Below are 21,807 nucleotides of genomic sequence, written 5' to 3' on the forward strand. Positions count from 1 at the left end.
ATATATTCATTTTTATAACAATTTTAGATTTCAAAAGAAACTTAAAAACATGGCTCCAATTGAGTATAGAAGCCATGTTGATGTTGCATAGGGGTTACGTGTGTCTATTTTTAGGGTATCACTTCAACAAGTTACCTAGGGGTATTTTACTAGTTTTTAATTATTTTAGACTTCACATTGCTCAATTACTATAGAATATTCTTTACAATTAGCACATACTAATACGCTTACAATATAGCTATTATCAACTTTCTTTTCTTTTAATAACTTGTTAAATGATGTGTTTTCATATTCTTTATCTATACTACTTATTACATAATCACCATTCTTTGTAAATATATAAAAGTAATACTCTAAAAATTTGAAGTACTTTGCCTTTTCTTCTCTACCTGCAAAACACTTTTGGCAAGCCTGATCAAAATAAGCTAACTCAAAATCCACATCTTCATATTCACTCAGAAGTCTTAATATATCTTCTCTTGTAATTCCCTTAACTGGAATTTCTTCATCGTTTATTAAATCACTAAAGTTACTTCCTTTAAGTTCATATACATTATCATCGTAAGTAAATTTATAATCCATGTTTCCCTCCATATATAATATTTAACTAACCTTTTTTATATTATCCATATTTTTTCCCTTTGTTTTTTCCTTATATTCCTTTATTTTTCTTTCAAGCATTCCAGTTGCCAAATACACGCCCATAAATACAAGGACTCCTCCAGATATTTGTACAATTGTAATATTATTTCCAAGTATCCAACTAATAATAGCAGTGAAAACTGGAATTAAATTTAAGAAAATCCCCGTTTGATTAGCTCCTATTTCTCTTATAGCTAAATTCCAAAAAATAAATGACAATACCGAAGGAAAAACAGTCATATATAAAATACCATTTATGGCTAATGAGCTAATTTCTCCAAAATCAACACCTTGAGATATTACAAAAGGAGCCATAATAATAGTAGCAGCTAAAGCAGATAATCCACTTGCAGTTATTGGAGGTGTATTTTTAAGTTTTTTTCCTAATACAGAATACAAAGCCCAAGTAACTATAGCAACTATCATCAACAAATCACCTTTGTTGTATTCCATTTCAAATACCTGAGCTATATTTCCTCCAGTTAAAATAACCATTACTCCTAATAAAGATACAATAATGCCTGCACCTTGTAGTTTTGAAAATTTCTCTTTGAGAAAAATAGTTGAACATATTACTATTACTCCAGGGTTTAATGCATTAACAAGAGATGCGTTTGTAGAAGATGTATAATCCAGCGCAGAATAAAGAGCTAAGTTATAACCTATAATTCCAAGTATACCTAGGATAGTTAGCAATGGCCACTCTTTGATTACAACTTTCCACTTTGGTTTTTCAAAATGCGAAGCTATACCAAGGAGTAAAAAAGATGCCAAAAGCCAACGGGAAAAAGTAATCATAAGAGGTGTTATTTCTGCGACTACATATTTTCCAATTACATAATTTCCTGCCCAAAATAAATTACATAAGATTAATAATATCCAAACTCTGTATTTGCTCATATGCTGTCTCTCCTATAATCTAAATAAATTTAACCTCATATTTTCATAATATCATTAAGTTTAATATTAGTACAAGTATTCTAATTTGTTTTTATAAATCATAAAATATAACGTAGATATAAAAAGGGGGTAAGATCTTGAATAATTTAATTATTGCCTGTAAAACTATAACAAACGAGCTAAATTTAGCTCTAAAAGAAACAGGATGCGACTATCCTGTGCTTTGGGTTGATTCAGGATTACATACATATCCAGATTTATTAAGAGCTAAAATTCAAGAGGAAATAGATCATATTTCTAATGTGGACAATATTGTTCTGGCCTTTGGTCTTTGTGGCAACTCTCTTATTGGACTAACTGCACCTAATGCCCGCATTATTTTTCCAAATGTAGATGACTGTATAACATTAATGTTAGGTTCATGTCAAAGAAGAAAGGAAATTTCAGCACAATCCGGAACATATTTTCTTACAAAAGGCTGGCTAGATTACGAACTGAATATATGGGTAGAATACCAAGATGCAGTTAACAAATATGGAAAACCTAGAGCTGATAGAATTTTTAAGATAATGCTTAAACATTACGAAAGGTTGGGAATAGTATCAACTGGGGCCTATGAATTAGAAGAATTTCTTGAGAGAACGCAAGTTGTTGCAGAAGGACTTAATTTAAAACATGAAGTAATACCTGGAACTTTAAGATATATAGAAAAACTTTTAACTGGTCCATGGGATGAAGAATTTGTAGTAATAAATCCAGGCGAAAAAGTTACACTAGACCATACACGTAATTAAAAAAATCGTTGCTTAAACATAAAAGGGCTTCCTATATTAGGATAGCCCTTTTATGTTTAATTCGTAGCATTATTTAATATCTTTTCAATTTTTTGATTCAATACAAACCATATAGCAGCGCAACATAATATTCCAACTCCTGATATTAAGAAATTAAATCTAAACGTTCCATTCCCTATTGCACTTCCAAGAGTATTTAAAACAAAAGGTGAAATAAACTGCCCTACTCCCATTGCACTGGTGGCAATTGCAATCGCAAGTGTTGTTGCCGCTTTTGGAGCAACTATTGAAAGCTTAACCATAATTGAAGGCATTGTAGTTCCAAATCCCATACCTATAATCAATGACTCAAATATAATCATATTCAAACCTAAAGGATAACTTAACATCAAAAATCCAATTCCGGTTAATGTTATGCCTGCAAATATAGCGTGTTTCTTTAGTAATTGAGATATCTTACCAAATAATATACCTGCTATAAGACTTCCTACAGTCATAATTGTCAGTACAATTCCTGCAGATGCTGCATTCCCTAAATTCTCACTTGTAACTACCATAGCTATATTTGTAAAGAATGAGAATAATAAAAGTGAGTAAATTAAAAACAAAGCTGAAATTCCATACACTGAGAAACCTAGTGATTGCTTTTTATCACCGCTAAGTTCAACTCTTTGTGGTTCAGGTAATTTAAATAATGTAAGCAATAGAACACCTAATCCAATAAAATAAACAAAGAATGTATAGTGCCAGTTTATTGCACTTAAAAATCCAGCTATTAATGTAGTAACTATTGAGCCTATACTTACCATAGCACTTTGAAGTCCCATCATAGTTGCTCTTTCTTCGCCTTCGAAGAAATCTGCAATAAATCCTGATGCAAGGGTACCAATAAATCCTAAACCTATTCCAAGTATCCCTCTAAAAGTTAATATAAGACTTAAGCTATTGCTAAATCCTGGACCTACACCCCCAATTACAAACAGGATAACCCCAAAATATAGAAGTCTTGTTTTTCTTATTGAGTTTGAAAGTTTTCCACATAATAATGTGGTAGGTATCATTAGTAGTGAAGGTAGTGATACTATTAAACCTATAGTGCTTGGAGCTGCACTTGGAAATGCCTGGCTTATGTCTGCAAGTGCAGGAGATGCTGCTGTTGCAGCTAACATTAATAGTGAAATAGATAATATAGCTGCTTTAAGCATTGTTTTTTTCATAATCATTACTCCTTAAAAGTACATAGATTTTGAAAAAATGGATGAAAAGTTAGGGTAAGTGGCAAGTTCAACAAATTCTACAAATTCACCAATACTTTCTGCGCGTTTGTATTCACTTTTAGAAAGTAATGATAATTTTGATCCACTTCCAGCTGCATTTCCAACCATTTTTATTTTACTTTCTAATTCCTTTGGTATAAGTCCAATTACACATGCACTGTGTGGATTCATATAATTTCCAAAGGCTCCTGCTAATAGTACTTCCTCTATTTCATCTACGTTAATTCCATATTTATCCATAAGTATCTTAATAGCTGCTGACATTGCACCTTTTGCCATTTGTAGTTGTCTTATGTCCTTTTGAGTTATCATAATAGGTTTTTTGTGTGAAGTATAGTTTTCATCAGCTAATAAAAAGGCTTTTGCACCATCATAATCGATAATATTATTTTTAAATACTTCTGCTTTAGGGTTTGTTATCTTTTCATTAGATAAAAACTTTCCTCTTTTATCAAGAGCTCCGATTTCTATTAATCCAGTTACTACATCTAATAGTCCAGAACCGCAAATTCCCTTTGGTTTTCCTCCACCGACTACAGAAACCTCTAGTTTTTCACCAAATACAACATGATCAATTGCACCTTGTGCACCTCTCATACCGCTACTTATCTCTGCACCTTCAAAGGCTGGACCCGCTGCAGCCGAACAAGCAAGTATTCTATCTCTACACCCAAGGGCTATCTCTCCATTAGTTCCTATATCTATCATTAATTTAATATTTTCACTTTTGTCCATTTCCGTAGCCAAAATTGCTGATACAGTGTCTGCACCTACAAATCCTGCAATGTTCGGTAGTACAAATACCTTTCCTGCATTGTTTATTTCAATAGATAGATCCTTTGCATCTAAAACTACAGGCTCACTAATAGCTGGTATATATGGCGCTTTTGCAACAAAACTTGGACTTACTCCTAAGAAAAGATGGTGCATACAGGTGTTTCCAACTACACTTATAGCATATATATCTTCTTTTTTTATACCTACCTTAACACAAGCTTCATGTATAAGTTCATTTATATCTTCTATAACTTCTAAATGTAAATTTCTTAATCCATCTTCTTCTTTACCAGCATAATTACTTCTGGTAATAACATCTGCACCGTACTTAGTTTGAGAATTTAAAGTTGAAACAACTCCTAATTCTTTTCCCGTATACATATCTATAAGATAACCTACTATTGTTGTAGTTCCAATATCAAAAGCCATACCTATAAGGATATTTGTAGTGTCATTTTCTTCAATTTGCAAAATGTTTTTATCATATGTAACTGCAGTAATATGATTATTATTTTTTCTTATCATATTTGGAAGTTGTTGTAGAATTTGAATTTTTACGTTTTCCAGATAAGTATATTCCTTAAACAAACTATCATTAAGTCTTCTCCAGTCAGACTCCCAATCTCCAATAGATGGCTTTTTAACTTCAATATATGTCTTTGTTATATGAGGATCTATGTTAAATTCTTTTTCTTCTGATGTTAGTAAAATATTGTGTGATTTAGAACTTGTTCCTATATTATCAACAACAATATCTCCCAATACCTCCGTAAAACAAGCAAGGTGGATACCTTGATTTATTTCATCTTCAGTTAAGAATTTTTTTTCAGAATCATTATGTTTAATATTACCTTCTAATATTCTAACTTTGCACTTTCCACATTTTCCTACTCCACCACAAGGAAAATCAAAATCTATTCCTCCATCTCTAATTGCTTTTATAAGTGTAGTTCCTGAAGCCACCTCTATCCTTTGACTTGAGTGTCTAAAAACTACTTTATAATTTTTCACAATAATTCCCCTCTTTCATTTGCATGAATTACTGACTAAATCCCTGTAGCTTAATATAATCTGATCTAAAATAAGTTACGCCTAGTCCCATAGGCTTATTATTGTCATCATATATTTTTTGTTCTACAACCAATAAAGCAAGTTCGTTGTATATATTAAGTAGCTTTTTAGTTTTATCGCCTGGAGCTATAGCATATATCATGATTTCTTTTTTTAGTTCATAAGGAGATATATTTTTCGATATCATTTCTGGAAAAGTTGCTTGTTCAATTTCTTTTTCTACAATAGGCATTCCTTTTTCATACATAAAATATTTAATGTCATAAGCTATAGGTTGACCATCAGTGTAAAACAACCTTCTTATTTTTATAATTTTTTTGTTCTCGCTAATTTGTAATTTGCTTGCTAATTCTTCATCTGGTTTTATAATATCTACTGATAACAGTTTTGCATTATCTACATTATTGATTAAATTATCCATTTCATCGTAATGGACTGTGTACTTATTGCACTCAGGTTTTTTGACGAAATATCCTTTTCCCGGAACTGAATAGATATATCCTTCATTAGACAAAATTGCAAGACCTTTTCTAACTGTCATTCTACTCGTCTCATACTCTTTGCACAAAGAGGTTTCAGATGGTAAATCATCTCCTGAATTTAGGTCTCCACTTTTAATTTTATTTCTAATATCTTCAGCAATTTTAATATACATTGGATTTATCATTGTCTTATACTCCCTGCCTATTTGTGTCATTCATCCACTTCAAACATATGTCAGTTCCTAAATAAGCATCATTGGCAAAACCATCTGCCCCAATATACTCACATGTACATTTATTAATATGGCTAGAGCCTACAATTATTTTAACTTCATCTCTTATATTAGCTTTAACAAAGGCATCTACAACATCTCTCATTGGATCTATAGTATTTGTTAAAGGTCCACTCATTGCCACAATATCAGGCTTATTTTTTATAAATTCTTTTACGAATACTTCTACTTCAGCATCTACACCAATATCTATTACTTCAAATCCGTTTACTTGTAATATGCCTTTAAAAATATCTTTTCCTATATCATGAATATCCCCTTTTACAGTTCCTAAAAGTACCTTACCTATATATGTATTTTCATTGTTTCTAAAGTGATTTCCCATTTTTTCTAATTCTAGAACTTGCTTAAAAATAATACCTGACATTATTAAATCCGCTATATAATAATGTTTTTGTTCATATAATTTCCCTACTCTTTTCATTCCATCATTTATCATTTCCAGTAGAGACAATGGTTCAATACCTTCATCTAATGCCTTATTAGCTATTTTTATTACGTTTTCTTCATCTAGTTGCTCTACATACTCAATAATCAACTCTTTTAACCCAGTTAAACTATCCATCTTTATCCCCCGTTAATTTTATATAAATATAATAGCTGCAATTTCTATGATTTTATAGGATTGCAGCTATTCTTTAAATTTTTCTACATTAATAACATCATTACAAAGCCAAACATCATTTCTTCATATGGTTGCATTTTTGCAGCCATAACATCATCTAACTTTTCTTCTATTTCTGGATGATCTTCCTTGTATTCTTCCCATGTTCTATAATATTGAGTTTCCATATATACCCCTCCTTAATACTTACCATTTTCTGATACATATTGTAGTACCGCTTGTAAATTTTCTATATTAACGCTATCTTTAGTTATTATTACCTTATCAAAGCTAAAGTAATATTTTCCGCCTGGTGCCATAATATCAAGAATCTCCTTTGCCTTATCTATACACTGTTCTTTTGTGCCTGTTTTTAATAAACCAGTTGGATAGAAACCAGTAAGTATGTGTTTGTCACCTAATTTTTCTTTTACAGTTTTTGGATCACCATATTCAAACATCATTCTTGTATTTTCAGGAAGTTCATATAAGTAATCTAGGAATCTCATCCAGTCATGCTCAACAAATAATAGTGATGGCTGACCATTTTCATATAATCCATCTACTAATCTCTTAAATGTAGGCCAATAGAATTTACTAAAGTCCTTTTCACGTAAGAATGGTGCCATATGAAGAGGTATAAATGTAGCTCCATATTTTGATGGATTTGGTGGAGTTCCTTGTTTTATCATAATAGGTGTTACTGCTTCACAAGCTGATTCAACCTTTCCTGGATATCTTCTTATATCACCAGTAATATTTTTGAATCCTCTTAATTGATCCGCTACAAAGTCAAAAGGAGCTTCAGTCATTTGTCCTATTCCCCCTAAAGGAGAATATCCATGTTTTTCAGTTAACTTTCCGATTACTCCTAAGTCTCTGAATAGTTCATCGTAATATGCCTTAAAAGCCTTTGCAAATGCTACTGATCTTTGACCTGGGTTTGTATCTAACTCTTTATAAATTCTTGGAAGTATTTTTTCCATTATACAGTCATATGGAGAATTGATGAATTCATCATATTCACTAGCTTCTAATCCGTGAATTTCAGGATGTTGCATAAATCCATTAGAGCTCATTATAAAGTTTCTAGCTCCTAATAGTTTATATAGTAGAGGATTTCTCAATTGAAGTCCTGCTGGATTTGTATCTGTAACAAAATCATTACATACTTTTTCATATATTTCTTCTAGCTCTGAAGTATCCCATTGGGATTTTGCTAAATCTTTTCCTGAGTACTGTATAGCAAATTCGAGTGAGAAGTTAACATTTATAGGTACTCTCTTTGGAATTTTTCCATCAAATAAATCTTTAAATAACTGTGTTCTTTCTTCTTTTAGTGCTACTATATTACTCATATTATTTCACCCACCCTTGGCATATTTTTACACCTTCTGCAGCGTTAGTTGTAAATGCATCTCCTCCTACAAGCTCACATGCTTCTTTTGTAACTGGGTTACCACCTATAACTATTTTTAGGTCATCTCTAAGTCCTGCTTTCTTCAATTCGTCTATTGTATCTTTCATTGCATCTATTGCAAGAGTTAAAACTCCACTCATTCCTATTATTTGCGGATTTACTTCTTTTACTTTTTCTATAAATGCTTCTGCAGTTACATCTATACCTAAGTCATATACTTCAAATCCTGCAGCCTCTGACATGCTCTTAAATATATTTTTACCTATATCATGTAAGTCTCCACTTACTGTTCCAAGCACTATAGTTCCTACTTTTTCTGTATTATCTGTACCTATTACAGGCTTTAATATATCTATAGCTCCTGATAATACTTCACCAGCAAATATTAAATCCCCAACAAAGTACTCTCCTTGATCGAATAAATCTCCTACTACTGCCATACCCCTTTGGCATGCATTTACTACTTTTTGAGCTTCTTCTTCACTTGGGTTTGATGCTACAAACTCGTTTAACATTTCTACTACACTTTCTTCATCTAATTCTCCAACATATTGCGTTAATAAATTTAAATCCATAATCAAAATCCCCCTTTTAATTTGGTTTTTAATAAATGCCATTTATGTTTTTATTCCTTCTTTAGTCTTAATTGAGGTATAGACTTGTATATACCAGTTGTTGCAAATTTTCAGATTTACACTAATATATATGAGTCACTTTTAAAGAATATTCCAAAAAATAAAAGCAAACTATCTAGTTTTTCATTTTTCAGATAGTTTGCTTTTATTCATACTATATATTATCTAAGCTCTTTTATTTTCTGTATTTACAGGTAACAAAAGTAATATTCCAAGTAGTGGCCCAGCTGCCATAATCCACCATACTGACGAAAACACACCTGAGAAATCTACCGCAAACCCCATAACCATTGGCCCTATTATTGAAGCAAATTGGAACAAGAAGTTAGATGTACCATTTGCAGTTGCAGCCCATTGTTTACCAGCAAAGTCAGTAACCATTACTGTTAACTGTGGATTGGCAATATATGATACAAATCCAAATAAGAAACCAACTATTGATAATGATGGTATAGTTTTCATATATCCAAAAGCAATAGTCAAAGGTATTACTAATGCAAAAGCAAATATTAATATGAGTTTACGTTTACCTATTTTATCCGATATAACTCCCGATAATAAAGGTGCTAATACTCCACCAAGTCCGTAGAAAATCATTACTAACCCTGCTTGTGCTACAGATATACCAAGTTCACCTTTCATATAAGCATTTGCCCAAGTTGCAGTTCCAAGTTCTACCCACATTAAGCAAAATCCTGCAAGTGAAGTTAATATTAAATCCTTATTTCCGAAAATGACTTTAAATCCGTCTATTATTTTTCCAGAGTTTTGTTCTTGTTTATCTGCTTTAATTAACATATAAACCAAAACACCAACTACTATAGTTGCAATGCCTACAGTTTTAAATGCTCCCTGCCAACCAAAACTATTATTAAGAGCAGGGACTATATAGTTTGATAAAACTATGCCTGCTGATGGTGCTGCAAGTAAAATTCCAAAAGCTGTTCCTCGTTCCTTAGGCGAAAACCACTCTGCAACTGCACGTGAGCAACAACTAAATACTGCACCAGCTCCTAATCCGGTTATAACTCTAAGCCAAAATCCTCCTTCAAATCCTGTAATATATCCCATTCCAAGTGTAGCAATACCCTCAACAATAAGACTAACTGCCAATATTACACGAACTCCGAACTTGTCTGCTAGTATACCTGATGGTACTTGAGTTATAACATAACCTATATAAAAAGCACTCATATATGCTCCAGCCTGTGTCATTGCTATACCTAAGTCAGGCATAGCAACAGGAATTAATGGAGGCCATGTAAATCTAGTAATAAAAGTAAATATAAAACATGCAACTGTTAACAGGAGTATGGTCCATCTATATGGGCTTTTTTCCTTTTCAACTATTGTTTCCATACTTTTCTCCCCTTTAGCTTCTACATTAACAACATCATAACAAAACCGAACATCATTTCTTCGTATGGTTGCATTTTAGCAGCCATAACATCATCTAATTTTTCTTCTATTTCTGGATGGTCTTCTTTGTATTCTTCCCACGTTCTATAATATTGAGTTTCCATACTACCCCTCCTTAATACTTACACTGAGCTACATAATCAAGTACTGCTTGTAGATTTTCAACATTAACACTATCAAGTGTTATTATACTCTTATCAAATCCAAAGTAATATTTTCCACCTGGTGCTAGTATCTCCACTAACTCTTTTGCCTTATCAACACATTGTTCTTTTGTACCTGTTTTTAATAGTGTAAGTGGATAGAAACCAGTAAGTATGTGTTTGTCACCTAGTTTTTCTTTTATAATCTTTGGATCTCCGTATTCAAACATCATTCTTGTATTTTCAGGAAGTTCATATAAGTAATCTATAAATCTCATCCAATCATGTTCAACAAATAGTGTTGCTGGTTGGCCTGCTGATGCCATATCATCAACTAACTTTTTGAAACTTGGCCAATAGAATTTTTCAAAGCTTTTATCATTCATGTAAGGTGCCATATGTAGAGGAATAAATGTTGAGCCATGTTTTGTTTTATTAGCAGGAATTGCCTGTTTTAACATAAGTGGTGTAACTGCTTCACAAGCCTGAACGACTTTATCAGCATGTCTTCTCATGTCACCAGTAACTCCTTTAAATCCTCTTATCAAATCAGCTACAAGATCAAAAGGTGCTTCTGTAGCTCCTGTAAATAAAGGATCTGCATATCCATATTTTTGAGATAAGTTCCCAAATACTTTTCTCATATTTGCACTTTCATCATGATAAAGTTTAAAAGACTTTGCCATTACCATAGATTTTGTAACTGGATCTGTATCAAGTTCAGTATATAATCTTGGTAATACCTTCTCCATTATAACTTTATATGGATCTGCTATGAATTCATCATACTCTGCAGGCTCTAATCCATGGACCTCTGGATGTTGTAAGAATCCACTTGAACTCATAACAAATGTTTTTGCACCTAACTCTTTATAATATGAAGGAAATCTTATAGTACTAAGTGGAAGGTTATCCGATTTAAAGTCTCTGCATACTTTATCAAGTATTTCTTCAAGATTTGAAGTATCCCATTGTGCTTTTGCTAAATCTTCTCCAGCATATTGTATGGCAAACTCACTTGAAAATCTCGTTGCACCATTAGGTACTCTTTTAGGAATTCTTCCTGCAAATAAATCATCATATAATTCATTTCTCTCTTGTTGTAGTTTCTTAACGTCTATTGATGACATATTAATTCACCCACCCTTGGCATATTTTTACGCCTTCTGCTGCGTTTGTTGTAAATGCATCTGCTCCTACAAGTTCGCATGCTTCTTTTGTAACTGGGTTACCACCTATAACTATTTTTAAATCATCTCTAAGTCCTGCTTTTTTGAACTCTTCTATTGTATCTTTCATTGCATCTATTGCAAGAGTTAATACTCCACTCATTCCAACGATTTGTGGTTTAACTTCTTTTACTTTTTCTATAAATGCTTCTGCAGTTACATCTATACCTAAGTCATATACTTCAAATCCTGCAGCTTCTGACATACTCTTAAATATATTTTTACCTATATCATGTAAATCTCCACTTACTGTTCCAAGCACTATAGTTCCTACTTTTTCTGTATTGTCTGTTCCTATTACAGGTTTTAGAATATCTATAGCTCCTGATAATACTTCACCAGCAAATATTAAATCCCCAACAAAGTACTCTCCTTGATCAAATAAATCCCCTACTACTGCCATACCCCTTTGGCATGCATTTACTACCTTTTGAGCTTCTTCTTCACTTGGATTTGAAGCTACAAACTCGTTTAGCATTTCTACTACACTTTCTTCATCTAATTCCCCAACATATTGTGTTAATAAATTTAAATCCATAACCAAAATCCCCCTTTTAATTTATCTATTTGGTCTTACACTTCTTTTATAGGTCCTATTTTATTTTTTCTATATGCAGTAGAATACTTTCTACAGTGTTTATCTTTTCCTAAAAGTGCTTCTGTTGCAAGAAGTGTAGCTAATAAATCTCTGTTACATGGATCTATAATCGCTGAGTCCATACCTGCAAAAGCAGCCATTGTTAAGAAGCTTTGATTTACAACTTTTCTAAGTGGCATACCAAATGATATATTACTTAAACCTGAAGTAACTTTTATTGTAGGATATATTTCTTTTATAGTTTTTGTTGTTTCAACAAAGTTAAGAAGTGACGTATTGTCTGCCGATAGTGCCATCACAAGTGGATCTATATGTATTCTGTCTGGTGTTATTCCGTATTTTTCTGCTTTTTCTACTATTGTCTTTGTTATATCAACTCTTGTCTTAACATCGCTTGGAATACCATTGCTATCACAAGTTAATGCAATTACTTGCCAATCTGTCTCTTGGATTAAAGGGAATATAACTTCACATTTATCTCCTTCTTCAGATACAGAGTTTATTATTCCTGGTTTTTTTGCATATTTAAATACCTCTGCAATAGTGTTTGCATTTGGGCTATCTATACATAATGGCTTATCAACAGCATCCTGTATAATATCCATTAACCATTTTAATGTTTCTACTTCAAATTCTGGCGCAGTACTTGCGCATACATCTATATAATTAGCTCCTGCATCTACTTGTTTAATTGCTAAATTTCTTATAAATTCCTCATCTCTTGCTTCAATTGCCTTTTTTACACTTGGTATAGTTCCGTTTATCTTTTCGCCTATAACTATCATTAAATTCTCCCCTTTATTTTTAATATTTATCGTATACACTTGTGTATACAGGTTAATCTATGTCATATAACCTTACTGATACTTATTTATATGTATCAAGTTTTAGAGGTATTACCAAAACTGATGATAAAATTTAATAAGGCTTCATAAATAGGATTAATCCTATTTATGAAGCCTTTTCTAATCTACTCAATATTATTGATTTTATTGTATTTCATTCTCCCTGGACATCTTGATGAATCTACAAACCATTGACATGTTGAACATCCCATACATTCAACACTTACCCCTTGGTTTAAAGCTTCGTTTGCCCAATTTGGATTTGTAAGTATGCCTCTTCCTATAGCAACAAAATCAGTTAAATCATTTTCTACTAAGTAACTTGCTTTGCCTGCAGTTTTTATTTCATTGACAACTATTATTGGAATGTTGACAGCATCTTTTACTTTTGTTCCATTGTAAACAATAGAATTACATGGAAAATTACTTGGTACACTTAATTCTTTATCTAATAAATTCCCAAAACCAGTTGAAATATGTAGTGCATCTGCTCCTGATTTTTCTAAAGCTTTTGCAACTTCCTTTGCCCCATTAGAATCCGGAATATTACATCCCATTCTAACTCCAATTATAAAATCTTCACCACAGTTTTCTTTTATTTTAGGTATAATCTCTGATACAATTCTAATCCTATTTTCTATACTTCCACCGTATTCATCATTTCTTTTATTACTTCTTTCATCAAAAAATCTTGAGATTAAAAATCCATGAGCTCCATGGATTTCAATTCCGTCTAGACCTGCCCTTTTTGCTCTTATAGATGCACTAACATATGCATATTGAATATTTTTTATATCATCTTTTGAAAGTAAATCAATTTCACTATTATCTGCAAAGCTAAGCTGAATTATTGCCAATGCTTCATTTTCTTTTATGATTTTTGCAAGTTTACTTATTCCTTGAATTTGCGAATCGTCCCAAAGTCCTAGTCTGTTACTATTAGGGTTAATTGCAGTGGATTCTATTATTATAATTCCTGCTCCACCTTTAGCAACTTCTTCATAGTGTTTGATATGTTTTTCTAAGACCTTGCCAGTTTCATCAGCATAGCCAAATGTCACCATTGGTGGCATAACTATTCTATTTTTTATTTTATGGTTTTTTATTGTAAATTCTGAGTTTAAACTGTTCATAATAAACCTTCCTATATATAAATTTCTTCATATGAATTGAAAATTGTCTTCTTTTATATAATAATATATACAATGGTACTTTGAAAAGTAACTAATATTATTATAGGAGGTACATTATGAGTAAATTTATAGAAATCAAACCTGAAGAACTAAATAAAAGCCCATTTCAACTTATAGGTAATGAATGGACTCTTATAACTGCTGAAAAAGACAATAAAGTAAATACAATGACTGCATCTTGGGGCGGTTTTGGTATTATGTGGCACAAGAATGTAGTTAATGTTGTTTTAAGACCTCAACGTTATACTAAGGAGTTTGTAGATAGTTCTGATACTTTTTCTTTAACATTCTTTGATAAAAGCTTCAAAAAGGAATTAGGATATCTTGGATCTGTATCTGGCAGAGATGAAGATAAACTTTCTAAGTCTAGTTTGACAGTTGGACATATCGATAATACACCTTACTTTGAAGAAGCAAATCTTGTTCTTATATGCAAAAAACTTTATGCACAAGATTTCAAACCTGAATGTTTTATTGAAAAAGAGCTTAATGAAGAATTTTACTCTCAAAAAGACTACCATACAATGTACATAGCTGAAGTGCAAAAAATTCTTATAAAAGAATAATTAAAAAAGTGTTACACAAGATTACTTGTGTAACACTTTTTTTGTATATAGTTAATTATCAATTACATTATCTGGATCAACTAAATTAGCAAATGACCATGTAGCTCCTTCATCTAAAGAAATAAATCTAGCTAATACCTTACCACCTTGATAATCTCCACTAGGTCCTTGATTTACAAGTAAAGTGCCTTGAGATCCATCAAACGTAGGTACCTCAGCTACAGTAAATATTCCTTTATATTCCTTAGGTATTGGAACATTTACCTCATTCCAAGTTTCTCCTTTATCAGCACTTCTGTATAATGAAGGTCTTGGCAGCTCATCATTTACATTTATAGCACCAAAGGATATAAATCCAAGTTCATCATTAATAAACCCACCACTGGTAATAAGTCTATAATTTTCTTTAACATTACCTGTATTTACCCAAGTTTTTCCCCCATCATTAGTTTTAAAAACAGCATGGGCTTCAGAACTCATAGTTCTATCTCCAGATAATATTAGATATCCATTTTCATCAGAGGTAAATCCAAGTATTCTCATTCTTATTGCTGGAAATGGACTTTTTATACTAGAAGTATTCCAAGTTTTTCCCTTATCATTAGATTGTATAATTCTTAAGTCATTATCTCCTAAGTTATAATGTCCCCCAGTTACAAATGCTGTTTTTTGTGGTGTTATAACATAGCTTCCATCTATTAAATACTTTTTGGAGCCATTATACTCTCCTCTGAACAGATCCTCCAAAGAAACGGGAACTTCATTCCAGTGTTCTCCGTTATCATATGTTACCTTAAGGGCGTTATTTACAATCTCATATCTGTTGTTTTCATTTGGGACTTTGATACCCGCATCCTTTTGATATTTATCTTCAACAGGAGCTAGTCCACTAACAGCATTTGATGTGTCCTCAATCCTAACTAGTGTATATTTGTTTTCTCCTGTTTTCTTAATCCTTAAGGTCCATTTGATATCTTTAATACTTCCATCTTCTTGCACATAACCCCAATTATTATGAGTTGACCAATTTTTCTTTTCTAGCTGGACCCAGAAAGTTACAGCTATTGCAAATTCGTTTTCATCTCCTGCTAGTAACTGAAACTTATTGTAACGAACATCGTTAATTCTTTTCCATGAACTAACATTATTATCTGTGTAAGAATTCATATATGTAAACCAAAATTTATAAGCTATGTCTTCAAGATTCTTACTTTCAGACACAGTAGTTATTGGCAGTGACTTGTTTAAATCTTCTTTGTAAAATTTAGTATAATAAGTTGCAACCCCTGATATTATTAATATTATTATTGCAACACTTACGACTATCTTTAATTTATTCTGCTCTTTGTTTATTAGCATTACATATTCTCCTCAAGATTAGCTTCTTTTATTTTGTATCACTATTAAATTCTTTCAGTTCTAAATATCTTTCTTTACTTATACTCCCAACAATAAGTGTCATAAGAGGAAAAATATAACACAAAACTGCATATTGAGCATATCCAGTACTGAACCCTACTATTGTACCTATTATTAGAACGTTTACATTCCAAGGCATTAATGGTGCAATAATAACACCTGTATCTGATATAGTTCTTACTAACACATTTTTGTCTACATTAAGCTCATCGTATTTATTAGCCAGTAGTTTCCCCGGAATTACAATTCCCATTGTTTGATCACAAGTTACAGTAGTTAAAATACTGCTCATCAAGCTAGTTTTTAATATAAGCTCTTTTTTTGAATTTATTGTTGAAATAGCTTTATTGGTAAAATAACTAATTACTCCTGTCTCTTCTAAAATACTGCTAAGTGCAATAACTCCCATAACAATAAAGCAAACTTCAACCATAGATACAACTCCACCACTTACTAATATCTCATTTAACTTAGCAGATGTTGTATCCCCTTTATATCCTAAAAATATTGATTTAATTATTTGAGTAATTGTCATGTTTTGATAAACAAAACTTACTATTACTCCCCCAAGAAGTCCAGTTAAAATTGAATAAACCATTTTTATACCTAAAAATGACATTATAATAACTACCAGAGGCATTAGCAATAAGTATGGAGATATGTAAAAAGCATCTTCAATTGAACTTTGAAACTGTAATATACTTGAAACATCTATATTTGTGTTATACTTAACTCCAAGAAAATAGTATATAATAGATGTTAATATAAGTGTTGGTATTAAAGTTATAGCCATAGATTTTAAAACTTCTTTATAATTTGTATTTGTTGTTGATAAAGTAAGGTTTAAAAGTCCTGAAATTGGAGAAATCTTATCTGCAATAAATGCACCTGAAACTATAACTCCTAATAGCACGTGGGAAGGAATGCCAAATCCTACTCCTATTCCCAATATTGCAACGCCTATAGTACTTATAGTTCCAAGTGATGTTCCCATAAACACTGAACTAATTGACATTATTAAAAAAGCTACAAATAGTAAGTTTATATCCTTCATATATTCAAAGCCATAATACATCATTGATGGTACAACTCCAGAAGAAAGCCATATAGATACTGTAGCTCCAATAATCAGAATTATTATATATATAATCCTACACTCTACTAATCCTTTAGCCATTATTGCTGTTAATTCTCTAAAAGAAAATCCCCTTTTATTTAATACAATACAAGATAATATAATGCTTATACTAAAACCAAATACAAGAGAAACTTTTAATAATACACATCCACTTATTAACAAAAGACATAGCCCTAATATAAAATAAATATCTTTATGATTTAGTTCTTTTTTCATGATTTATCCCCCAAGTTATTAAATTCATAATTTATATTATACATTAATAAACACTTAGTATAGAAATATAATTCTGCACTAAGCGTTTATTTTTGTTCTTAATATATCCATATTCTTTGTGATATATCTAAAGGTACTATCTCAAATATTTCCCACTCTCCTATTGCGAGCCTATCTGCCTTTAGTAAACCTGATGGTTCTTCAGCTACTACGTAGTGCCCATTTCGTGTTCTAATTGCTATATTGCTCTCTGGAAATAGAGGAATTATACTAAAAAATTCTTCTTGACCTATAGTTGTTTTGTTAACATTTAAAGAACTTCCTCCCCCTCCGGGTGCTGAGAAAAAATAGCCTCTAGATGTTCTTATAACTACGTTTCCTTGTTGAATCCCTAAAGGTACTAATGTAAATGTTTCAAATGGGCCTATTTCATCTTTATTCGCTACTAGTATATCTCCTCCTCCATTTACTGCAGAGACATATTTACCATTATGAGCTATAAGTGCCACTGTTCTTATACGGCCTGCTCTTAAATCAAGTATTAGTTTATATGTCTCACTTTTATATAACTCTAGTAAGTAGTCAGGTATAAATCCATTATATTCTTGTCTAGGGTACTTTTTTGGTAATCCATTATATATATACATTTATACACATCACTCCTTTACTAGTATAATATGAACTATTAAATAAAAAGCACCCATTTTCATGGATGCCTATAATATCTATTTAAATACTTTTACACGCTCTTGTAATGATCTAAACTCTTTTTCACCAGGACTTGCTACTGGTTTACCAAATGGCATTTGTGCAATTAGCTTCCACTTACTATCAATACCCCACACATTCTTTACTTCATCATCAATAAGTGGGTTATAGTGTTGTAGAGATGCTCCAAGGCCTTCTATTTCTAATGAAGTCCATACTACAAATTGATGCATCCCTGAAGATTGTTGTGACCATATTGGAAAATTATCACTATAAGAAGGGAATTGTTCTTGAAGAGATTCAATTATACTAGTGTCTTCAAAGAATAAAACTGTTCCATATCCACTACGGAATGAGTTTATTTTTTCTTCTGTAGGTGCAAATTTATCTTCTGGAACAATCCTTTTTAATGTTTCTTTTGTTATATCCCATAATTTATTGTGATTTTCTCTAAATAAAACCACAACTCTTGCAGTTTGTGAGTTAAATGCAGAAGGAGTATGCTTTACTGCATTTTCTATTACTTCTATTATTCTTTCATCAGAAACAGGTGTTTCCTTGCTAATTCCATATATACTACGTCTTCCTTTTATAGCATTATAAAAATTTGTATTTGACATATTAAATCCTCCTCATTTTGTAAGTTTTACTTAACTAGTATATGTATTTATAAAAGTTTAAATAATTTTATATACTAATTTTAGCTATTATTATCCTATATATTTATATGACTCTCATGTTAAATTGTTACTATTATTACTACCCAAGATTTAGAACTTTAATCTTATATAAAATTTTAAAAAACATATTACAAAAGGGAATCTATATAGATTCCCTTATTTTGCATATTACACTTATTTAATTTAATATAACCCACATTTTTTTAGTATAGTATTTCCATCTACCACCTGTAATATCTGATATATATTAGCACTTTGGTATTGTGGCGAATCTGGTCGTACACTTTCCAGAATATATATAGTATATATTTTCCCTGGGATCAAACTTACCTTCACTGCTATTATGTGACTTCTGTGAGGAGGACGAACTTCTAATGTGTAAGGACCTGGAGACATTTTAATATACGCTGTTCCTTTATTTGATACCAATCCACTATATATCATGCTACCTATACTATATGTTAAAAAATCGTGAGTTAAGTTAAAAATTCGAACCATAGATTCATCTGGTTTTATAGTTTGATTAATATCATCTACTACTGTTACTATTTCTATATTGGTTATAGTTCCTGCAATTACAAGTGTAATTATTTGATTTTGGTATATTTGGACTTCTTTAATTTCAATTATAGGAGTATCTTTTTTACCTGTTAGATATATTTGTATATTATACACCCCCGCTAGTGCCGGAAAATAGGGGGTTATTCCTTTATAAGTTTTACTAGCTATTAGTAGTTCATCATTTACATATATATCTATAGCTGGTGATTCTGGCATTGAGTTAAAAAATCTAGTAAATGAGTATTGCGGGATTAAACAAGGAATTATTAATTCATCTATTAACTCACGGTGATACATATAATCACACCTTTTTGTTTAATAATAAGACAACTGTCCTATTATTAATATATGTGAACAAAGTATAATTGTTAACTTTCCAAAATTCTCATAAATTCTTCTCCCGTTATAGTTTCTCTTTCAATAAGATATCTAGATAACTGGTGAAGTTTATCCATGTTGTCCTTTAATATATTGATTGCCTTCTCATGTGCTTTTTTTATAATATCGAGTACTTCTTTATCTATTTTAGCTGCAGTTTCAGGTGAACATATTAAAGAGGCGTCTCCTCCAAGATACTGATTAGAAACAGTTTCTAAAGCCATCATATCAAAATCTTTACTCATTCCAAGGCGAGTTACCATAGATCTCGCAATTTTAGTTGCCTGTTCAATATCATTAGATGCTCCAGATGTATAATTTCCAAAAATTAGCTCCTCTGCAGCACGACCACCTGTATAAGTTGCAATTTTATTAAAAGCTTCATCTTTGGTCATAAGTACATTTTCTCCCTCTGATATTTGCATAGTATATCCAAGAGCTCCAGATGTACGAGGAATAATTGTAATCTTGTGAACAGGTGCAGATTCCATCTGCTTTGCAGCAACAATTGCATGGCCTATTTCATGATATGCAATAATTCGTTTTTCTCTTGGTGAAATAACTGCTCCCTTTCGTTGATATCCAGCAATTACAACTTCTATAGATTCTTCTAAGTCACTCTGTATTACATACTCACGACCACATTTAACTGCTCTAAGAGCTCCTTCATTAATAATATTTGCAAGTTCTGCACCAGATGCCCCTGAACTTGCTCTTGCTATTGCGTTGAAGTCAATATTAGTATCTAACTTAACTCCTTTAGCATGAACCTTTAAAATAGCTTCACGCCCTTTTAGGTCTGGTAATTCTACTGGTACACGACGGTCAAATCTGCCTGGGCGAAGTAATGCCTTATCAAGAGACTCAGGGCGATTTGTTGCTGCAAGAATTACAACACCTTTTTCTCCATTAAATCCATCCATTTCAGTTAATAGCTGATTTAGAGTCTGTTCTCTCTCATCATTTCCACCTATTCCTCCATTGTCACGCTTCTTACCTATAGTATCAATTTCATCTATAAATACAATACAAGGGGCCTTTTCTTGTGCTTGTTTGAAGAGATCACGTACTCTCGCTGCACCCATACCCACAAACATCTCAACAAATTCAGAACCTGAAATTGAGAAAAATGGAACCTTTGCTTCACCTGCTACAGCCTTTGCAAGAAGTGTTTTACCAGTACCAGGAGGTCCTACTAATAAAGCCCCTTTTGGCATAGTTGCACCGATAGTTTTGTATTTACTTGGATTATGAAGAAAATCAACTATTTCAGTCAGTGCTTCCTTAGCTTCATCCTGTCCTGCAACATCTGCAAATGTCTTTCCAGTTTGAGCTTCAACATATACCTTAGCGTTGCTCTTTCCAAAGCCCATCATATTGCCGCCCATTTTACCTCCCATTTTCTTTTGTATTGAGCTTGAAAACATCTGCCAAAGTCCAATAAAGATAATTGTTGGTAAAATCCAAGTCATAATAAAATTTACTAATGGTGAATTTTCTTTTGGAATAACTCTAGAAAATTCAACTTTTGCATCATAAAGACGATTTACAAGTTCTGGATCGTCCATACGTCCTGTTACATATACTTTTTCTTTATTCTTTTCATTTGTTTTAACAAATGCTATTTGCTTTTCTTGTATTTCTACAGTTTTTACATTTCCACTTTTAATTTCAGATAAAAATTTACCATAATCTACCTGAGTAATGTTTTTGCTGAACACAAGTGGAAAAATAAATGTGTTTAAGAGCAATACAGCAACCATTATTACTATATAATAATAAGCTATGGACTTTTTAGGACCATTTTGTTTTTTCATAT

General features: G+C 31.8%; 24 protein-coding genes. 3 read left to right on the forward strand and 21 right to left on the reverse strand.

Features of this window, described 5'->3' with window-relative positions; all coding sequences use genetic code 11:
• Positions 1-4: 4 nt before the first annotated feature.
• Positions 5-91 (forward strand): hypothetical protein, encoded by an 87-nt coding sequence (locus ACUSRV_RS11705; protein WP_490141992.1) that lies wholly within the window; start codon positions 5-7, stop codon positions 89-91.
• Positions 92-165: 74 nt separating this feature from the next.
• Here the strand turns inward: ACUSRV_RS11705 and ACUSRV_RS11710 are convergent, their stop codons facing one another.
• Positions 166-582: a DUF3785 family protein gene (locus ACUSRV_RS11710; RefSeq protein ID WP_490142147.1), complete on the reverse strand. Its 417-nt coding sequence runs from the start codon at positions 580-582 to the stop codon at positions 166-168.
• A gap of 21 nt (positions 583-603) precedes the next feature.
• Entirely contained in the window at positions 604-1,542 is a 939-nt protein-coding gene (locus ACUSRV_RS11715; protein ID WP_490142148.1) for a DMT family transporter, read from the reverse strand.
• A gap of 137 nt (positions 1,543-1,679) precedes the next feature.
• Between ACUSRV_RS11715 and ACUSRV_RS11720 the strand changes: the two genes are divergently transcribed.
• Positions 1,680-2,336: a DUF1638 domain-containing protein gene (locus ACUSRV_RS11720; RefSeq protein ID WP_490142149.1), complete on the forward strand. Its 657-nt coding sequence runs from the start codon at positions 1,680-1,682 to the stop codon at positions 2,334-2,336.
• 56 nt (positions 2,337-2,392) lie between these two features.
• Here ACUSRV_RS11720 and ACUSRV_RS11725 read toward each other — a convergent pair whose 3' ends face one another.
• The 13 genes from ACUSRV_RS11725 to ACUSRV_RS11785 form a co-directional block, all read right to left on the reverse strand.
• Complete coding sequence (locus tag ACUSRV_RS11725) at positions 2,393-3,553, reverse strand: MFS transporter (RefSeq protein ID WP_490142150.1); 1,161 nt, start codon at positions 3,551-3,553, stop codon at positions 2,393-2,395.
• 12 nt (positions 3,554-3,565) lie between these two features.
• Positions 3,566-5,401, reverse strand: coding sequence for an ASKHA domain-containing protein (locus tag ACUSRV_RS11730; protein WP_490142151.1), 1,836 nt, complete (start codon positions 5,399-5,401; stop codon positions 3,566-3,568).
• Between the two features lie 28 nt (positions 5,402-5,429).
• Entirely contained in the window at positions 5,430-6,128 is a 699-nt protein-coding gene (locus ACUSRV_RS11735) for a GntR family transcriptional regulator (protein ID WP_490142152.1), read from the reverse strand.
• Between the two features lie 4 nt (positions 6,129-6,132).
• Positions 6,133-6,801, reverse strand: a complete 669-nt coding sequence (locus ACUSRV_RS11740; RefSeq protein WP_490142153.1) for a cobalamin B12-binding domain-containing protein — start codon at positions 6,799-6,801, stop codon at positions 6,133-6,135.
• Positions 6,802-6,884: 83 nt separating this feature from the next.
• Positions 6,885-7,028, reverse strand: coding sequence for a hypothetical protein (locus ACUSRV_RS11745; RefSeq protein ID WP_490142154.1), 144 nt, complete (start codon positions 7,026-7,028; stop codon positions 6,885-6,887).
• 12 nt (positions 7,029-7,040) lie between these two features.
• Positions 7,041-8,198, reverse strand: a complete 1,158-nt coding sequence (locus tag ACUSRV_RS11750) for a uroporphyrinogen decarboxylase family protein (RefSeq protein WP_490142155.1) — start codon at positions 8,196-8,198, stop codon at positions 7,041-7,043.
• Position 8,199: 1 nt separating this feature from the next.
• Positions 8,200-8,835, reverse strand: a complete 636-nt coding sequence (locus ACUSRV_RS11755; RefSeq protein ID WP_490142156.1) for a cobalamin B12-binding domain-containing protein — start codon at positions 8,833-8,835, stop codon at positions 8,200-8,202.
• 225 nt (positions 8,836-9,060) lie between these two features.
• Positions 9,061-10,254: an MFS transporter gene (locus ACUSRV_RS11760; protein ID WP_490142157.1), complete on the reverse strand. Its 1,194-nt coding sequence runs from the start codon at positions 10,252-10,254 to the stop codon at positions 9,061-9,063.
• Between the two features lie 20 nt (positions 10,255-10,274).
• On the reverse strand, positions 10,275-10,418 hold the full coding sequence (locus ACUSRV_RS11765; protein WP_490142154.1) for a hypothetical protein: 144 nt from the start codon (positions 10,416-10,418) through the stop codon (positions 10,275-10,277).
• Between the two features lie 11 nt (positions 10,419-10,429).
• A complete protein-coding gene (locus ACUSRV_RS11770; protein ID WP_490142158.1) occupies positions 10,430-11,587 on the reverse strand; it encodes a uroporphyrinogen decarboxylase family protein in 1,158 nt (385 codons plus the stop codon).
• A 1-nt stretch (position 11,588) separates the two neighbouring features.
• Positions 11,589-12,224: a cobalamin B12-binding domain-containing protein gene (locus ACUSRV_RS11775; protein ID WP_490142159.1), complete on the reverse strand. Its 636-nt coding sequence runs from the start codon at positions 12,222-12,224 to the stop codon at positions 11,589-11,591.
• A 35-nt stretch (positions 12,225-12,259) separates the two neighbouring features.
• Positions 12,260-13,069: a methyltetrahydrofolate cobalamin methyltransferase gene (locus tag ACUSRV_RS11780; RefSeq protein ID WP_490142160.1), complete on the reverse strand. Its 810-nt coding sequence runs from the start codon at positions 13,067-13,069 to the stop codon at positions 12,260-12,262.
• A gap of 185 nt (positions 13,070-13,254) precedes the next feature.
• Positions 13,255-14,262, reverse strand: coding sequence for an NADH:flavin oxidoreductase (locus ACUSRV_RS11785; RefSeq protein WP_490142161.1), 1,008 nt, complete (start codon positions 14,260-14,262; stop codon positions 13,255-13,257).
• Between the two features lie 116 nt (positions 14,263-14,378).
• On the opposite strand from ACUSRV_RS11785, the gene ACUSRV_RS11790 reads away from it, so the two are divergent.
• Positions 14,379-14,888 (forward strand): flavin reductase, encoded by a 510-nt coding sequence (locus ACUSRV_RS11790; RefSeq protein WP_490142162.1) that lies wholly within the window; start codon positions 14,379-14,381, stop codon positions 14,886-14,888.
• Between the two features lie 51 nt (positions 14,889-14,939).
• Here ACUSRV_RS11790 and ACUSRV_RS11795 read toward each other — a convergent pair whose 3' ends face one another.
• From ACUSRV_RS11795 to ftsH, 6 genes are all read right to left on the reverse strand, one after another.
• Positions 14,940-16,247, reverse strand: a complete 1,308-nt coding sequence (locus tag ACUSRV_RS11795) for a WD40/YVTN/BNR-like repeat-containing protein (protein ID WP_490142163.1) — start codon at positions 16,245-16,247, stop codon at positions 14,940-14,942.
• A gap of 28 nt (positions 16,248-16,275) precedes the next feature.
• Positions 16,276-17,661 carry a Na+/H+ antiporter NhaC family protein gene (locus ACUSRV_RS11800; RefSeq protein ID WP_490142164.1) on the reverse strand — a complete coding sequence of 462 codons (1,386 nt, stop codon included), beginning with the start codon at positions 17,659-17,661 and terminating at the stop codon, positions 16,276-16,278.
• 98 nt (positions 17,662-17,759) lie between these two features.
• The gene (locus ACUSRV_RS11805; RefSeq protein ID WP_490142165.1) at positions 17,760-18,308 is read right to left on the reverse strand and encodes a fascin domain-containing protein; all 549 of its coding nucleotides are present in this window, start codon (positions 18,306-18,308) and stop codon (positions 17,760-17,762) included.
• Between the two features lie 78 nt (positions 18,309-18,386).
• A complete protein-coding gene (locus tag ACUSRV_RS11810; protein WP_490142166.1) occupies positions 18,387-18,989 on the reverse strand; it encodes a nitroreductase family protein in 603 nt (200 codons plus the stop codon).
• A 243-nt stretch (positions 18,990-19,232) separates the two neighbouring features.
• Positions 19,233-19,907 (reverse strand): DUF4397 domain-containing protein, encoded by a 675-nt coding sequence (locus tag ACUSRV_RS11815; protein WP_490142167.1) that lies wholly within the window; start codon positions 19,905-19,907, stop codon positions 19,233-19,235.
• A gap of 71 nt (positions 19,908-19,978) precedes the next feature.
• Entirely contained in the window at positions 19,979-21,805 is a 1,827-nt protein-coding gene (gene ftsH / locus ACUSRV_RS11820; RefSeq protein ID WP_490142168.1) for an ATP-dependent zinc metalloprotease FtsH, read from the reverse strand.
• Positions 21,806-21,807 lie beyond the last annotated feature (2 nt).

Source organism: Sporacetigenium sp. TC11 (assembly GCF_058146105.1).

Coding starts and splice junctions, on each gene's coding strand:
- ACUSRV_RS11765 (WP_490142154.1), bottom strand. CDS start 10,418: ATGGAAACTCAATATTATAGAACGTGGGAAGAATACAAAGAAGACCAT.
- ACUSRV_RS11735 (WP_490142152.1), bottom strand. CDS start 6,128: ATGATAAATCCAATGTATATTAAAATTGCTGAAGATATTAGAAATAAA.
- ACUSRV_RS11740 (WP_490142153.1), bottom strand. CDS start 6,801: ATGGATAGTTTAACTGGGTTAAAAGAGTTGATTATTGAGTATGTAGAG.
- ACUSRV_RS11785 (WP_490142161.1), bottom strand. CDS start 14,262: ATGAACAGTTTAAACTCAGAATTTACAATAAAAAACCATAAAATAAAA.
- ACUSRV_RS11795 (WP_490142163.1), bottom strand. CDS start 16,247: ATGCTAATAAACAAAGAGCAGAATAAATTAAAGATAGTCGTAAGTGTT.
- ACUSRV_RS11745 (WP_490142154.1), bottom strand. CDS start 7,028: ATGGAAACTCAATATTATAGAACATGGGAAGAATACAAGGAAGATCAT.
- ACUSRV_RS11810 (WP_490142166.1), bottom strand. CDS start 18,989: ATGTCAAATACAAATTTTTATAATGCTATAAAAGGAAGACGTAGTATA.
- ACUSRV_RS11780 (WP_490142160.1), bottom strand. CDS start 13,069: ATGATAGTTATAGGCGAAAAGATAAACGGAACTATACCAAGTGTAAAA.
- ACUSRV_RS11790 (WP_490142162.1), top strand. CDS start 14,379: ATGAGTAAATTTATAGAAATCAAACCTGAAGAACTAAATAAAAGCCCA.
- ACUSRV_RS11815 (WP_490142167.1), bottom strand. CDS start 19,907: ATGTATCACCGTGAGTTAATAGATGAATTAATAATTCCTTGTTTAATC.
- ACUSRV_RS11755 (WP_490142156.1), bottom strand. CDS start 8,835: ATGGATTTAAATTTATTAACGCAATATGTTGGAGAATTAGATGAAGAA.
- ACUSRV_RS11775 (WP_490142159.1), bottom strand. CDS start 12,224: ATGGATTTAAATTTATTAACACAATATGTTGGGGAATTAGATGAAGAA.
- ftsH (WP_490142168.1), bottom strand. CDS start 21,805: ATGAAAAAACAAAATGGTCCTAAAAAGTCCATAGCTTATTATTATATA.
- ACUSRV_RS11715 (WP_490142148.1), bottom strand. CDS start 1,542: ATGAGCAAATACAGAGTTTGGATATTATTAATCTTATGTAATTTATTT.
- ACUSRV_RS11800 (WP_490142164.1), bottom strand. CDS start 17,661: ATGAAAAAAGAACTAAATCATAAAGATATTTATTTTATATTAGGGCTA.
- ACUSRV_RS11725 (WP_490142150.1), bottom strand. CDS start 3,553: ATGAAAAAAACAATGCTTAAAGCAGCTATATTATCTATTTCACTATTA.
- ACUSRV_RS11710 (WP_490142147.1), bottom strand. CDS start 582: ATGGATTATAAATTTACTTACGATGATAATGTATATGAACTTAAAGGA.
- ACUSRV_RS11760 (WP_490142157.1), bottom strand. CDS start 10,254: ATGGAAACAATAGTTGAAAAGGAAAAAAGCCCATATAGATGGACCATA.
- ACUSRV_RS11805 (WP_490142165.1), bottom strand. CDS start 18,308: ATGTATATATATAATGGATTACCAAAAAAGTACCCTAGACAAGAATAT.
- ACUSRV_RS11770 (WP_490142158.1), bottom strand. CDS start 11,587: ATGTCATCAATAGACGTTAAGAAACTACAACAAGAGAGAAATGAATTA.
- ACUSRV_RS11750 (WP_490142155.1), bottom strand. CDS start 8,198: ATGAGTAATATAGTAGCACTAAAAGAAGAAAGAACACAGTTATTTAAA.